At 53.0% G+C, this 15,649-nt stretch carries 11 protein-coding genes and 1 pseudogene; 7 read left to right on the top strand and 5 right to left on the bottom strand.

All coding sequences use genetic code 11. The features are described 5' to 3' along the window. Positions 1 to 37: 37 nt before the first annotated feature. The 5 genes and pseudogenes from C233_RS0116930 to C233_RS24580 all read right to left on the bottom strand — a co-directional run bounded on the left by C233_RS0116930 (position 38) and on the right by C233_RS24580 (position 7,504). Positions 38 to 1,984: an alpha-L-arabinofuranosidase C-terminal domain-containing protein gene (locus C233_RS0116930; protein WP_018668741.1), complete on the bottom strand. Its 1,947-nt coding sequence runs from the start codon at positions 1,982 to 1,984 to the stop codon at positions 38 to 40. A gap of 112 nt (positions 1,985 to 2,096) precedes the next feature. Then, positions 2,097 to 2,291: pseudogene (locus C233_RS24240) on the bottom strand (hypothetical protein); the annotation flags it as partial. A 111-nt stretch (positions 2,292 to 2,402) separates the two neighbouring features. Then, a complete protein-coding gene (locus C233_RS0116920; RefSeq protein ID WP_025069052.1) occupies positions 2,403 to 5,003 on the bottom strand; it encodes an alpha-L-arabinofuranosidase C-terminal domain-containing protein in 2,601 nt (866 codons plus the stop codon). 237 nt (positions 5,004 to 5,240) lie between these two features. Further along, positions 5,241 to 7,187, bottom strand: a complete 1,947-nt coding sequence (locus tag C233_RS0116915) for a glycoside hydrolase family 97 protein (protein ID WP_018668738.1) — start codon at positions 7,185 to 7,187, stop codon at positions 5,241 to 5,243. Further along, positions 7,184 to 7,504 carry a hypothetical protein gene (locus C233_RS24580; RefSeq protein ID WP_026314901.1) on the bottom strand — a complete coding sequence of 107 codons (321 nt, stop codon included), beginning with the start codon at positions 7,502 to 7,504 and terminating at the stop codon, positions 7,184 to 7,186. The genes C233_RS0116915 and C233_RS24580 overlap by 4 nt, the downstream gene beginning before the upstream one ends. A 685-nt stretch (positions 7,505 to 8,189) precedes the next feature. On the opposite strand from C233_RS24580, the gene hemW reads away from it, so the two are divergent. The 7 genes from hemW (at position 8,190) to C233_RS0116870 (ending at position 15,483) form a co-directional block, all read left to right on the top strand. Further along, on the top strand, positions 8,190 to 9,323 hold the full coding sequence (hemW, locus tag C233_RS0116900; RefSeq protein WP_018668735.1) for a radical SAM family heme chaperone HemW: 1,134 nt from the start codon (positions 8,190 to 8,192) through the stop codon (positions 9,321 to 9,323). 6 nt (positions 9,324 to 9,329) lie between these two features. Continuing rightward, positions 9,330 to 9,872, top strand: coding sequence for an RNA polymerase sigma-70 factor (locus C233_RS0116895; protein ID WP_018668734.1), 543 nt, complete (start codon positions 9,330 to 9,332; stop codon positions 9,870 to 9,872). Positions 9,873 to 9,992: 120 nt separating this feature from the next. Further along, on the top strand, positions 9,993 to 10,412 hold the full coding sequence (locus tag C233_RS0116890) for a hypothetical protein (protein ID WP_018668733.1): 420 nt from the start codon (positions 9,993 to 9,995) through the stop codon (positions 10,410 to 10,412). A 7-nt stretch (positions 10,413 to 10,419) separates the two neighbouring features. Further along, complete coding sequence (locus C233_RS0116885; RefSeq protein WP_018668732.1) at positions 10,420 to 10,929, top strand: DUF4974 domain-containing protein; 510 nt, start codon at positions 10,420 to 10,422, stop codon at positions 10,927 to 10,929. A gap of 7 nt (positions 10,930 to 10,936) precedes the next feature. Continuing rightward, entirely contained in the window at positions 10,937 to 13,660 is a 2,724-nt protein-coding gene (locus tag C233_RS0116880) for a TonB-dependent receptor (RefSeq protein ID WP_018668731.1), read from the top strand. Positions 13,661 to 13,677: 17 nt separating this feature from the next. Beyond that, positions 13,678 to 14,760: a DUF4249 domain-containing protein gene (locus C233_RS0116875; RefSeq protein WP_018668730.1), complete on the top strand. Its 1,083-nt coding sequence runs from the start codon at positions 13,678 to 13,680 to the stop codon at positions 14,758 to 14,760. A 369-nt stretch (positions 14,761 to 15,129) separates the two neighbouring features. Continuing rightward, positions 15,130 to 15,483, top strand: a complete 354-nt coding sequence (locus C233_RS0116870; protein ID WP_018668729.1) for a hypothetical protein — start codon at positions 15,130 to 15,132, stop codon at positions 15,481 to 15,483. The last annotated feature ends 166 nt before the right edge of the window (positions 15,484 to 15,649 follow it).

Below are 15,649 nucleotides of genomic sequence, written 5' to 3'. Positions count from 1 at the left end.
ACGGTACGCCTAAGCGCGGAAGAAGCCCTCCTTACATTCATTTCTGCCTTATCTGCAAACGGTACACGCCGAACGAATAAGGCTGCAACTCCAGGTGCAGGAACCGGTCGGCAACCTGTACCGGACGCATCCGCGGAACCACCACTTCCTGTTCCAGCGTATTCACGGTTTTCGGGTCGTCCGCCTGCAGGTAGATGCAGGAGCCCGAAACGAGCTTTCCTCTCCTCAATCCGTCGAAGTCTATGCGTACATCGTTCCGCTTGCCGGCGGCATTGACTATCTTCAAGATAACCTCCCCGGTATTACCGTCCAAAGCCGCAGTAGCATACAGCCCGTCCTTGCCGGTAACCGGTGCACCCTCCATTTGCAGGGAGAGCACATCCGTTCCCGGATTCATGCCGTACATCTGTTGCACATAATAGCTGGGTGTACGCATCACACGGAGATTATCGAACCATATCAAGTCCGGATTCCACTGCCAGGCATCCACATGGGCAAACAGCGGGGCATAGGTAGCCAGATGAACGACATCCGCATTACGTTCCAGCCCCGTCATAAAAGCCGCTTCGGAAAGGGCAGCAAAGAAATTGTTCGCCTTACCCGTAGCATGGTCGTGCGACGCATATTCGCCGGCAAAAACTTTCGGCCCCTTCCGGTCATAGCTGTCATAACGGGTAGCGTTGGCAAAGAACCAGTCGGGCGCCATATAATAATGCTCGTCCACCAAATCCACACCGATGCGCTTCATCTCCGGCCAGAGATAATCGAACTTATCGCCGCCTGCACTCGGTCCGGAAGAACCCACCACCTTGATATCCGGATAGCGGGCACGGATAGCCTCGGTAAATACTTCGAGCCGCTCAGGATAAACCTCTCCCCACTGCTCGTTGCCGATACCTATCATTTTGAGGCCGAAAGGTTCGGGATGTCCCATGTCGGCACGCAGTCTGCCCCATTCGGTGGTAACCGCGCCGTTGGCAAATTCAATCAAGTCGAGAGCATCCTGCACGTAAGGGTCGAGCTGTTCCAAAGGAACAACTTCATTGCTCTCGTACTGACAGGAAAGCCCACAGCTCAACACCGGTAGAGGCTCTGCCCCTATGTCCTCGCTCAGCAGGAAGTATTCGTAAAACCCCAGGCCGAGGGACTGGAAATAATCGGGAAATGCCTTATGCTTGAAGGTATAGTTCCAGCGGTTTTCATTCAGCGGACGATTCTCCACCGGGCCTACGGAATTCTTCCATTGGTAGCGGGTAGCCAGGCTGTTGCCCTCGATGATGCAGCCGCCGGGAAAACGGAATACTCCGGGGTTGAGGTCGTAGAGCGCCTGGACGAGGTCGGCACGCAGCCCGTTCTCGCGGTTCTTCCATGTCTTGACCGGGAACAGGGAGATATGGTCTATATCCACCGTACCTACGGTTGCCAGCAACACCCGCAGGCGGGCATGCGCGTCCGTAAAAGGAGACTGCAATACCGCCGTCACCTTCTGCCACCCGCTGCCCCGCACCTCAATCTCTTTCTTCAAAGGGTTCTCGCCGCCGGCATTCACCAGCTCCACGGAAAGTTTCACCGGTGCGGCGTCCGGGATACGCACATAGGCGGTGAAGCGGTACTCCTCGCCCTGTTTCAGCCCGATGCCGCGGTATCCCTCATTGTCCAATCCGGCACGCAGCAGTCCACCGTCGTTTACGATACGCACATAATGCGGGTTACGGTCGAAGCAGGGAGCCTCATCGCGTACCGTTACATTGCCGAAAGGAGTCCACCCCACGAAAGGCTGGGGGAACTCGAAAGAACGGTTCTTCACCAACTCGGCGTACAAGCCGCCGTCGGCACCGAAGTTGATATCCTCGAAAAATATGCCGTACATGGTAGGCTGTATCCTGGCAACCGGCTTGGATACGTCCACACTCATCACATGCTGCCCCTGTACCGTCACAGCAAGCAGCAGGGCAAAGATGCTTGCCAATCCTTTTTTCCTCATATGATAGTCTTGTTTTTTCTTTTTATAATAAGTATATGTCGTCACACTCTTTCCCCTCTTAAAAATTACTACGCCGTACGCCCCCTTTTTACTCAAACCGAAAAGGGATAATTTACCGGAAAAAGCCGTTGTCCGCCTGCTTCTCCGTCTTCAAGGTACGGGCGGACGAAGCACTCACATCTACCGGTAGCCATACCGCCATGTCGCCCTCGCCGCGATGTGCCCAGGCATAATAAGGAATCAGCGTCAGCTTCACATCGCCGACAGTTAACTTACCGGACTCATCGTAACCCGACGATTGCGTATCGTTACTATTATCTTATTAATATATTCATGTACTTATCATCCTTATTTCCGGGTATAAATAACGGGCACAGAAGATGCCGCCCCCGGAGAAGCGGCCTTCAACGCACTAAAATCATTCGCCTTGGCGGATACGTATCACCGTAAACGAATATGCCGGCATCTTATAATCGAACTCATTGCCTGCAATCTCGAATGCGGAAGATACGGACTTGGCATCCCTGCTCTCCGGACTGCCCGTAAGCAACGTCTTTACCGCCGACGGGGAAGTCAAGGAAACGCCGTCCAGCAGCACCTTCGCAGCCACTTCCACCGGCAGCAGGTTTGCCAGCTTCACGATATAGTCGCCGCTAACATCGTCGCGCACTACGGACACGCCGACACGCTTCCGCACCGCATCCGAGCCGTCGCTCAGGCTGACTTCCGACGGCAGGTAGGCAGTACCGGAGTTCTGCCCGTACATCTGCTGTACGTAATACCCCACCGTAGGTTTCACCCCGGTGTTGTCGAAATAAATCAAATCGGGATTCCACTGCGTATGTCCCTCCTTTGCCAACAGCGGCGCATACGATGTCATGGAAACAATATCGGCATTCCGCTCCACAGCCGTGAGGTACAGCGCTTCCGTCAAAGCCGTCTCGATGTTGTTGGGACGACCTGCCATGTGAGAGGCATACTCTCCCAGATATACCTTGGGCTTGCTGCGGTCGTAGCGGTCGTAATAATCCTGGTTGTTGATGAGCCAGCCGGGTTCCACGTAGTAATGTTCGTCCACCATGGGCACGCCCAGGCGGGTGGCGAGCTCCCACCCTTCGTTGTAGTCCGTACCTTCGTAGAAAGGCCCTACGGTTCCGATAACGGTTATTTCGGGATGTTTCTCCTTGAGGGCGTTGTATATCATCGTGAAGCGTTCCTCAAAGACATCGGTTATCATATCCTCGTTGCCGATGCCGATGAACTTCAGTTTGAAAGGCTCCGGATGCCCCGCCTCCGCACGCTTCCTGCCCCACTCCGTACGGCGTGCATCACCGTTGGCGTACTCTACCAGGTCAAGTATATCCTGGATATAACGTTCCATTTCCTGCATCGGGATGCCGTTCTGCTGCCCCATGCACGTCAGCTCGCCGTCGGAATGGCGGGCGCACGTACCGGAGTTCTGGCACGGCACACCCGCAGCAAGCACCGGAAGCGGCTCGGCGCCGATGTCCTCGCAGTACTGGAAGAATTCGAAATAGCCCAGACCGCGCGTCTGGTGATATCCCCAAAGGTTGCGCATGGGCTTGCGGGCTTCGAGCGCCCCCACAGAACCTTTCCAGTCGTAGATATTGTCTATCCCGTCACCGTGCGCCACACAGCCGCCGGGGAAGCGGATGAAGCGGGGATGCAAGTCGGCGAGCATCTGCGCCAGGTCTGCACGCAACCCGTTCTTGCGCCCCTTAAAAGTGTTCTGCGGGAAAAGGGAAACCATATCCAGATGCAAGGCAGCCGGAGCCGATTGCAGGACGAGTTCAAGGCGTCCGTCGGCAGCATCGGACGTAGCGGTCAGCACCGCTTTGTACTTCTTCCACTCACGGGAGGATACCTTTACGACCGATTCGGCGCATACATTGCCTTTTCCGTCCGTAATGCGCACCGACACTTTCATACTTTTGGGTTGCGTATAGCGCCCTGCCTTTGCAGCATGCCCTTCGGCGGGGATGCGGGCAAAGAGAGAGAAGTCGTACTTTTCGCCCCGTTTCACCACGATGCCGTCATAGCCCGTATTGTAAATACCCGCACCGGGCACATTCGCCTCCACCTTCAAATAATGGGGATTGTTGGGATGTATGGGGGCTACCGTATCTATCTGCAAGTGTATCGGAAACCCGCCGGGAGCCTCGCCGGAAGCAGCGGAAAGGGTGGGACGGATACCTCCCCAGGCAGTCAGGGGTCCCCATTCCGAAGCCCTCTCCGGGGTATAGCCACGGTCGGACGGAGCGTATTCGAAGTCGCGGTTCTGGACAAGCTCGGCATAAAGCCCGCCGTCGGCGGCATAGTTGATGTCCTCGAAGAAAATGCCTATCAAATGGTCGCTTATCTCCTTCGCCTGGTCTGGTTTCACCCGGACAGTGGCGGTCAGGGGTTTCAGCCCGGCAAAGCGCACGGGGTCTTGTGCCATGCGTTCGGCATTCTGCGCCGCACGGTATTTCTTGTGCTCGGCATAACGGATAATTTGCTGTACGGTGGCGTACGGCACTTTCTGTATCCGCCCCGTATGCTCCGTTCCATTCACGGCGGCTTTTCCTTCGGAAGAAGGACATGCGTCGCCGGGCGCGAACTTAGCGAGCTCCTCAGCCGGGAAGTAAGTCTGGCGCCCCCACTGCTGCAAGTCGGGCGAGGAGGCATGCGCCATTACCTTGCCCGTATCCGTGACTTTCCAGGCACAATGCCAACTGCCGTCGGTACGGCTTTGCACCAACTGCGGGGCGAACATCTTCTTTCCCCTGCCCCACGGACCGAAGTCGGAGCTGACATAGGCAAAGCCGTCCGCCACGCTGAACCACGTATTGCGGTCGCGGCTCCAGGCAAACTTCAAGCCGCCCTGCCCGTCGGCATGGGAATACGAAAAGAGGTAGACGGAATCGGGCTCGTTCGCCGTACGATGTGTCCCTGCCCGTAAGGAAGAGGCAAGTGCCAACAGCAGGCAGAAGAGACATAATCTCAATGGTATTTTCATGGTATTCATATGATAGTATTTTTTTACATCTAAAAAAGAAAGCAAATCAGGCCGTTACTGAAAGGCATTCAGTCGTATAGTGAATTGCATTCAGTCGTATAGTGAACCCTATTCAGTCTATGACTGAATTACCCTACATCTAGGTATACTGACAATCAAGCAGCTACACAAGAGCTACCTGCCCGGTTTTTATGATAAAGAATATGTACCTTTCAATCGTCCCGAAACTATCCGTCCTTATTTTACTATCACGGCTCCGCCCTGCGGCTGGAGGGTGAGCTGGAGCGTACCGTCCGACTTGATTTTCTGCTCCTTGCATTGCGGTTGCAGCTTCTTGTCGTCGAGATAAACGGAGACGGCCTCGCCTGCGGGCAGCATCGGAAGGGAGAGTTTCAGTTTCAGAGGTTCCGCCGTAGCATTGGCGGCGGCTATATACCATACATTGCCATGGCGACGCGCCAAGACTACATAGCGGCCGGGATAACCGTCGATGAAGCGGGTTTCGTCCCACGTAGTGGGTACTTGCTTCATAAAGTCGATACACAGCGCCGGCGCATCCGTCAGGTTATTGGGTGTCAGGGCGAAGTTCTGTATGGGGTTCTGGAAAAGCACGGCGGTAGCCAACTGGAAAATGTCCGTCGTGCGGCGGGTAGTACCGCCGTCGTTGCCGCGGTTCAGGCGCTTGTTCAGAAAGACGCCGCCGAACTCCATACATCCCACCGTATTGCGGATAAATGGATGCAGTGTGGCGTTGAACGCCTCGTTGTCGCAGAAGTGCTGTCTGAATATCATATTCTCGGATGCCAGCACCGCCTCGCTACCCACGTAATTGGGGTACATCCGCTCCCACCCGCGGGGCAGTGTGCAGCCGTGGAAGATAACCATAAGGCCGTGGTCGTCGGCATCGCTCAGGATTTCTTCGTACAGGCGTATGGTTTCCTGCTTGTCGCCGCCGAAGAAGTCTACTTTTATACCCTTCACACCCTGGCTCTGCAACCAGTTCATCTCTTGCTTGCGGATAATGGAGTTATCCATACGGTTGGTGGGGCTTTGTACGATATCGTTCCAATAGCCGCTGGAGCTATACCATAGGAATACATCCACCTGTTTGCTCCGGGCGTATTTGATGAGTTGCGCCATCCGCTCGTAGCCTATCTGCTGGTCCCAGCCGGAATCTATAAGGATGTATTCGTATCCCATATCGGCTGCCAGGTCGATATAGCGTACCTGGTCGTCATAGTTCATGCTGTCGTCCTGCCATACAATCCAGCTCCAGGTGCTGCGCCCGGGTTTGTAGTCCTGCTTCGTGGTATAGCGCGGCGTAACCACATCCCACGGAACGGTCGTCTCTACCACCGGTTTCAGGGTTTCGCCTACCGTAATGGTGCGCCACGGCGTGCTGCCGGGCAAGGCGAAAGCGGGTTCGACGGTTCCGTTGCCGTTGTTTTCTTCCGGCATGGGGAAGGCTACGGTGTACACGCCGTTGGCCGCATCGCTGAGGTGGGATGCGCAATAACGGCTATCCACGCCTGTTTCGCTCACCAGCACCCAACCGTCTTCGCCCACCCGGAACAGGCAGGGGAAGGTGTAGCCGTGACCGTAATGCGAACGTTCGCCCAGCGGGGCATCCGGCTTATATTCTTCTTCGTAGCTGGGCTTCGAGCGTTTCCAGCCTATCATGGCGTCGCTCTGCGGGCAGAGGAAGGTGGTGGTCTTGTCGGGGAAGGCGAAGCCGGTGCACTCGCTCATTACGCGCACGCTACCCGTATCACCCTGGCGGGGCAGGGTGTAGCGGAAGGCTACATCGTTGTCGCTCACCCGGAACGTAACCTGCATCTTCTGCCCCCGGGCGTTGTCGAAGAAGCAGTTCAGCTCGTTCGCCCGGTAGTGTACTTGCGAGGTCTTGATACGTTCCAGCGAATAGCGGTCGTCTATCTTGCTCACTTCATGTCCGGTCAGTTTCAGCCCTTGTGCAAAGTCGCCCACATTGGTGTTCATGCCCAACGGAGAGTTTTCCAGCATCTGCTTTCCTTTATAAGAAACGGAGTAAACCGCTTTACCGGCTTCGGTACACGTAACCGCTACTTGCAGGTTTCCGTCCGGTCCTTTCACTATCACATCTTGCGCCTTCAACGGCAAAGCGGCTGCCAGCAACAGCAGCGCCAATTTCAGTTCTTTTTTCATGGTACGATATGTATTAGTAATAACTCAATGTTTTTTCTTATAAGGTTTGCCGTAACCGGCTGTTTCTGCTTTACCGGGTATTGTGCCGGCAGTGACGGCTCTCCGCCATTCAGTGTCCGATAATTATACCTGTCCGTACTCACAGCATGGTATATAGCTTCCTCCGTAATATGATTATCTGTAAAATATGCAAACAAATAACCTACGCAATCTTTCTCGTGGAAAGGCTTTTCCCGAGAGAAGACCGGAACGACAGACAACGGCAGGAATGCCGGAATTATCTGTAATTGCCATAAGGGGCTTTTAATGTTTTTCATAATCATTTTATATCAAGAAGATTAGCGAGTGTAAAAATAACACTTTTACTACAGATATGACAAATAAGTGCATATGTTGTGTAACATATACACTTATTCTTGCCTATCGGGGCAATATGCATTCAAAAAAACGTACCATTTCACCGATAGACTGACATAACCTATCTCACCGTCCATAAAGAAAGCCATGTCACAGGTTTCCAGTCCCGATGTATGTTCCAGTGCAAGGAAAACAAAAGAAGCCATATAAAGGTGTCGTTATTTGTATACCAATCACTTTCGGGCAACTCCTCACCCTCTTTTGCTGTAAGCCTGTTCACCGGGATTTATCCGCCATTTGAATACGACAAAGGTTTTCTTTCCTTATTCTATGATAGAATTCCTTTACCGATAAACTAAGCAACGGAACGTACCAATCGGAACGGTTTTTCTTTCCTGTAACCGCTTTAATCGTCTCTTTATCCGCTTCCGACAACTTCGTATCATCTAACCGTACAGTTCCCGTTCGCCAGGAGAATGTTTTTCACAAGTTGGGCATCACGCGCTATCCGGTACGACATTTTTGAGAAATCAGTCAAATGCTTATATATCCATTTTAGTATTAAATACAAGTAAAGAAAAGAAATCACCTAACCCGGCGTAGAAAAAAATCGTATATTTGCGCCCCAACCAATCTCAAAGAAGCATGGCAGGTATCTACATCCATATTCCCTTCTGCAAGACACGCTGCATCTACTGCGATTTCTATTCCACCACCCGCAGCGAACTGAAGGGACGTTACATCCGTGCGCTTTGCAAGGAACTGCAAATGCGGAAAGAATACCTGCGGGGCGAACCCGTGGAAACGGTTTACTTCGGCGGCGGCACTCCTTCGCAGCTTGCGGAGGAAGATTTCCGGGAGATATTCGAAACCATTCGGAAACACTACGGAATGGAGCATTGCCGGGAAATCACCCTCGAAGCCAACCCCGACGACCTGACGGAAGAATACACAGCCATGTTGCAACGGCTCCCCTTCAACCGCATCAGCATGGGCATACAGACCTTCGACGACGCTACCCTGAAACTGTTGAACCGCCGCCACAATGCGGCGCAGGCTGTCGATGCCGTGCGTCATTGCCGCCGTGCCGGTTTCGGCAACATAAGCATCGACCTCATTTACGGTCTGCCGGGCGAAACGGACGAGCGGTGGGAACACGATTTGCAGCAAGCCGTCGGCCTCGATGTAGAGCACATCTCCGCCTACCACCTGACGTACGAAGAAGGAACCCGCCTGCATGAACTGTTGCAGGCACACCGCATCCACGAAGTGGACGAAGAAAGCAGCGTCCGCTTCTTCTCCACCCTGATAGACACGCTCGGCAATGCCGGATACGAACACTACGAAATATCCAACTTCTGCCGGCCGGGTATGTACTCCCGCCACAATACATCGTACTGGCGGGGAATACCCTACCTGGGCTGCGGCCCTTCCGCCCATTCATTCGATACGGACACCCGCGAATGGAACATCTCCTCGCTGGAAGACTACCTGCATTCTATCGAAACCGGTTGCCGCCGGTTCGAAAAAGAATACTTAGACCGGGCTACCCGCTACAACGAATGCATCATGACCTCTATCCGTACCCGGTGGGGGCTGTCCTTGGACGAGCTGGAACAGAAATTCGGCAAAGAACTGCGGCAATACTGCATGGACATGGCACTTGCACACCTGGACAGCGGCAAGCTGGAGATACGCGGCAACCGCCTCCACCTCACCCGCGAAGGCATCTTCGTGTCGGACGGCATTATGAGCGACCTGCTATTCATAGAAGAATAAAGCGACATGACCGAACAGGAAGTGAGGCGCTACCTGCGCCAAATGAAAGACGAGAACTCGGAACAAGCCTTCCGGGGCTTCTACGACCTGACCTACGACCGCCTTTTCCGCATCGCCCACTACTACGTCAGGCGCGGAGACTGGGCACAGGAAATCGTGCTGGATGTATTTATGCACCTTTGGGAACAACGCAAAAAACTGCCGGAAGTAAGCAACATCGAAGATTACTGCTTTATCCTTACCAAGAACGCCTCCCTCAACTACCTGGAAAAAGAAGCAAGGCATACCGACCGGAATTCCGGGCAGTTATCCGAACCCGCCGGCCACGCCTGCTCTCCCGAGGACACCCTTATCAGCGAAGAACTCTTTGCCCGCTACGTCAAAGCCCTCGACCGGCTGCCGGAACGTTGCCGGGAAGTATTTATCCGGGTGCGCGAGGAAAAACAAAGCTATGCCCAGGTAGCCGAAGAATTGGGTATCAGCATCAAGACTGTAGACGCCCAATTACAGAAAGCGCTTGCACGCCTGAGGGAAATGCTGCTCCGCTAAAAGCGGAACAGACCGGGAAACACAGAAAAAATACAGGAAAAACAAAAAAAGTACGGATGTACATAGGGAGTTTTCGGGAAACGCCTGTCTTTACCTATGAAAACAAAATCCACAAGCGTTATGAAAAGCCTATGTACAATCGGAACCGGCATACTATTTGCCATACTCTGCCTGAGTGCCTGTAACGACGACCATGCCGGTTATCCCACGAATTATACCGGTTTCGACAAGATAACCGAGAGCTACACTGTAGACCGCCGAACGGAGGAGCAGGATATCAGCCTTAAAATCATTGCGATAAAGAAAAGAGAAGAAGACAGGGAAGTATCACTGAGCGCCCGTTCGAAACCCGGTACGCAACCCGCATTCAAGCTGCTGGATACCCGGCTCGTTATTCCCGCCAGGAAGAAATACGCCACCGTCCGCATCCGTATCTATCCCAAACAGATAAAACATAACCAGGAAATACGCATTACCTGCACGCCCGCAGACAAGGAAGTAAAGCAATCGCAACTGCTGCTGAAGCTGACCGTCAAATAAAAAAGAGATGAAAACAAACGACGACCCTATCGACAAGCTATTAGACAGGCTGATAGCCTCCACCCGTTCGCCCCGGGGAAAATTCTCGGCAGAAAACAGTTGGAAGATACTGGAAACGCGGCTATTCGCCCGCCGCATAAAGAGGCGGTTCTGGTTGCGTACGACAAGCGCCGCTGCGGTAATCCTGCTATGCGTGGCAAGCTGGGCTACCTACCATGCCCTATCTTTCGAACCGGCATCCCCCGCTCCGGCAATTTCCACGGAGACACCTCCCGCAGCAACCGTGCCGGGAGAAGTGCTGATTTTCCGGCAGCAGCCGTTGGAGGAAATCGCCCTCCGGCTTTCGCAAACATTCCACCGGGCAATCCGAATAGACGACAGCCTGAGAAACTACCGGATGACAGCAACATTCGACTCCGACGAAAGCCTGACAGTCATCCTCGACCTGCTGAAAGAAGCCGGCAAATTCGATTATGAAGAATCCAACGACACCATAGTCATCACTAAACTTAACTGACCCAATAATGAAGTATTCCACTATCTGTTCGCACCGCCATATCGGGACAATGTTCCTGGTATGTGCGGTTCTCCTGAGCCACCCGCTCCACGCACAAACGAAAGCAGCCCGCCTGACCCTTGACATCCATAACGCTACGCTGGAAAGTTTCGCCCGGCAACTGGAAAATGCAACCGGCTTTACCTTTATATATGGAGAAGACGTGAAACTGTCCCGGCGCATCACCCTGGAAGCCCAGCGGCAAACTATCGGAGAGATATTGCAGCAAGCCTTCCACAACGAGCCCGTAGGGTTCGAGATATCCGGAAAACACATCCTGCTGCACAAGCGGCCTATACCGCAGAAATCCGTAAGCCGTAAATTCACCGTCAGCGGATATGTAACCGACGGGGCGTCTTCCGAAACGCTGATTGGCGCCAATATCCTCGAAAGCCGCCGTTCCGTAGGCACAGCCACCAATCCTTTCGGTTTTTACACACTTACGCTGCCTGAAGGAAATACCCGGCTCACCTTCTCGTACCTGGGCTACGAAACGCAGCACAAGCAATTCGTGCTGTCAAAAGACACGCTGCTGAACATCCGCCTCGACAGTAACAACCGACTGGCCGAAGTGATAATCCTCTCGGACAAGCAGGAAGCCGGCATACAAAGTACCTCCATGGGAGCACACGAGATACCGATGACACAAATCCGGCATACCCCCACAGTACTGGGAGAGGCCGATTTATTGAAAACAATCCAGTTGATGCCCGGTGTACAAGCCGGTATGGAAGGCTTTTCCGGACTCTATGTGCGCGGCGGCGGACCAGACCAGAACCTTATACTACTGGACGGAACACCCGTCTACAACGCCGACCACCTGCTGGGCATATTCTCTATCTTCACCCCCGAAGCCGTAAAGAAAGTAACCCTGTTCAAAAGCTCCTTCCCCTCCCGCTACGGCGGACGGCTCTCGTCCATTGTAGACGTACGCACCAACGACGGCGACATGAAACATTACCACGGAACCCTCAGTATAGGCACACTCACCAGCAAGCTCCACCTGGAGGGCCCTATCGTCAAGGAGCGCACATCCTTCTCAATCAGTGCACGCAGCACCCATACAGCCTTTATGCGCAACCTGTTCAAGAGCGACGGCGAGAGTTACAACTACTACTTCTACGACCTCAACGCCAAAGTGAACCATAAGTTCAACGACCGCAGCCGCGCCTTCCTCAGCTTCTACCACGGCAAAGACCACTACCACTTCAACATCAAGGAAGACTACCAGTACACCGACCCGGAAAACGACAACAGCAGCTACAACCGCATCTACAAAGACAAAAACAGCCTGAACTGGGGAAATACGATTGTAGCCGGCCGCTGGAACTACGTGTTCAACAACAAACTGTTCAGCAACACGACCATTGCCTTCAACAGCTACCGCATGATACTGGCAAGCAACAATTACGAATTCCAGAACAGCAGCACGTCGCCCTATGTACGCCGGTACGATTCGGAGTACCGTTCGGGCATCCGTGACTGGAGCTACCGGACGGATTTCGATTACACCCCTTCGCCCGCCCACCATATCAAATTCGGCCTGGAATACCTGCACCACACCTTCCGTCCCGAAACGACGACCTCGAGAATACAAGAGAAAGAAGGCGACGCCGTAGAGCAGGACACGCTGTACCGCGGCATCTCGAACAGTTACCTGAAAGGGCACGAAGCCTCCCTTTATGCAGAAGACAATTTCGACATCGGCAGCCGCCTCAGCATAAACGCAGGCATGCACTTCTCCCTGTTCCGCACACAAGGCAAGAGCTACTTTTCGGCACAGCCCCGCCTGTCTGCACGTTACCGGCTGAACCGCGGATTCTCAGTCAAAGCATCGCTCTCGCAAATGGCGCAATACGTACATCTGCTGTCGTCCACGCCGCTCGCCATGCCGACCGACCTCTGGGTCCCTATCACGAAAGACATACATCCCATGTACTCCATGCAATATTCAGCCGGAGGATACTACAACGGGCTCCCCGGCTGGGAATTCTCATTGGAGGGCTATTACAAACAGATGCGTAACGTACTGGAATACCAGGACGGGGTCAGCTTCTTCGGCACTTCCACCAACTGGCAGGATAAGGTCGAAATGGGTAAAGGACGCTCTATGGGCATCGAGTTCATGGTACAGAAAACGGCAGGCAGAACAACCGGCTGGCTATCCTACGCCTTAGCCAAAGCCGACCGCCAATTCAAAAACGGCACAATCAACAACGGAGAGCGGTTTCCGTACAAGTACGACCGCCGGCACAGTATCAACCTCTGCATCAACCACAAGTTCAGCAGACGCATCGACGCCGGCGCCTCATGGATATTCAACAGCGGCGGGGCAGTAACCGTGCCCGAGCAGCAGACGGTTATCCTGAAACCCGACGGCAGCATCGAACAAGCCAGCTACATCTCCCGCCGGAACAACTACCGGCTGCCCGCCAGCCACCGGCTGAACCTCAGCATCAACTTCAACAAGAAAACCCGGCACGGCATGCGCATATGGAACATCAGCCTCTACAATGCCTACAACGCCATGAACCCGACGCTGGTCTACGCCACGCAGCAGTCGGAAGGGAGAGAGCACTATTATAACAACAACGGCACTTACACCGCAGTTACGGACAAAGAAAAGATTGTCATCAAGAAGATGACACTGCTGCCCTGCATCCCCTCGGTAACATACACCTACAAATTCTGAACTAAACGAAACATCCCATGAAACAAGTAATTATATACCTTGCCCTCTCTGCCCTCATTGCCGGCGGAGTCTCCTCCTGCGAGAACGAAATCCCCTACACCCCGCCGGGCATGAAAGAGCCCCAACTGATAATGAACGCCCTGCTCGATGCCGGCGAAACGGAAAACTTCGTGTACCTGAACCTGAGCGGCACGGAAAGCCTCGGCCACGTAAGCGACGCCACCGTTACCCTGTCCGTCAACGGGAAAGTCGTAGAAACCCTGGAAGAACTTCCCCCGCTCAAGCCTATCGGCAGCCTCGACCACGATGCCGATAACCCCCTCAACTTCCTCCCGGAAATCGGCAAGCGCAAAAAGTTCCGCATGCGCACCTCCCTCCGCCCGGGCGATGCCGTCCGGCTGGAAGCCACAGCCGAAAAAGGAAAATACCATGTATCGGCGGAAGCCACCGTACCCCGGCCGGTAGACGCTATCCGGGTGGATACCGCATGCGTATCCCTCAGAGGCTACGGTGACTGGAACACTTACAGGCAATTCAAAATCAGCTTGCAAGACCGCCCCGGAGAGAAGAATTACTACCGGCTGGACATCCGGCACGACATGACCGTTTACGGGCAGGACTTCGCCGGCAACGATACGGTCGTCCACATACGGAATACGGAGCTGATTAACCGGGAAGATATCATACTGACCGACGGTAACCCGACGAACGGCAGCGACGACGACAACGATTTATTCGGCACATACATCGAAAACAAGTACAACGTATTCGCAGACAGCCGGTTTACCGATGCAAGCTGCACGCTAAAAGTATATACCGATTTGTACAATGCCTACGGCTCCCTGTATATATACGATATAATCCGTTACAGCAGGACAATCACCGTCCGCCTGCTCAGCATTTCGGAAGCGGAATACCGCTACCTCAAAGCCCTGAACTGCCTGGAATCGGACAATTACGAAGATACGCTCATGGAACCCGTCATCATCCCGAGCAATGTCGTGAACGGGCTCGGCTTCGTCGGAGTAAGCTCCGAAGTAAGAACGGTGATGCAGTTGCCCGACAAGATAAGTACCATTGAACCGGCAGAAGGCAGGTAAACGCAATGCCTCCGCACCGGAACGCACGAACCGGCAGGATACCGTACACGCAAGACACCCAGGGAAGCATATCCTTTTGCCAGCAAAACCGGAGCATAGCCATTACATTAGGTAAGCATAACCGCATCCATGTTACATTTATGTTACAGAAAAAGCATAATTCTATCTTTTTTATAGTACGAAATTGATATAAATCAAGAAATGAAGGCAGAAACTGCATTTTTCTCGCCAACCATTTTTATGTTATAGAACATATTCTTATATTTGCACAGGTAAAAGAAAAGACTAAGCGCTTAGGATTGTTTTCAGTAGGTATTAGATTTATTATTAAGATTAGTTTTTAGGTATAACAATTAAACAGTAGGTATTATGAAACGTTTAGGATTAACATTAGCGGCAGCAGTGTGTCTGACTGCCAGCGTATTTGCAGCAGGAAACCAACCCACGACTGCCAAATGGGAAGGCAGCATCAACGTAACCAAGTTGAGCAAGTATCTGCAACTTTCCGCCGAACAGCATGAAGAAGTAACGAACATCTGCGAATACTTCAACGAACAGATGTCGCGTGCCACCAATTCCAGGAAAAACCAGGAAAAGCTGCTCCGCAATGCAGTTTACGGTAACCTGAAGCTGATGAAAAAGACCTTGAATGAAAAGCAGTACGCCGATTATGCAAAGGTTTTGAACGTCACGCTGCAAAACAAAGGTATCGAAGTGAAGTAACATTCGCTTCCGATAATTCGGAAAATAGGTAAACAACAGGGACATTCAGTAAATAATATAAAATCAGCCAACTAATTCATACACAAAATATTGCGAATTAGCTGGCTTTTTTGTATCTTTAGGTATTCCCCCGCAAATAAGGTTTGAAGGCCAAAACGGGGGAAAT

The sequence above is a fragment of the Bacteroides gallinarum DSM 18171 = JCM 13658 genome (genome assembly GCF_000374365.1).
Classification (GTDB): domain Bacteria; phylum Bacteroidota; class Bacteroidia; order Bacteroidales; family Bacteroidaceae; genus Bacteroides; species Bacteroides gallinarum.
This window is presented reverse-complemented; position numbering and strand designations above follow the sequence as displayed.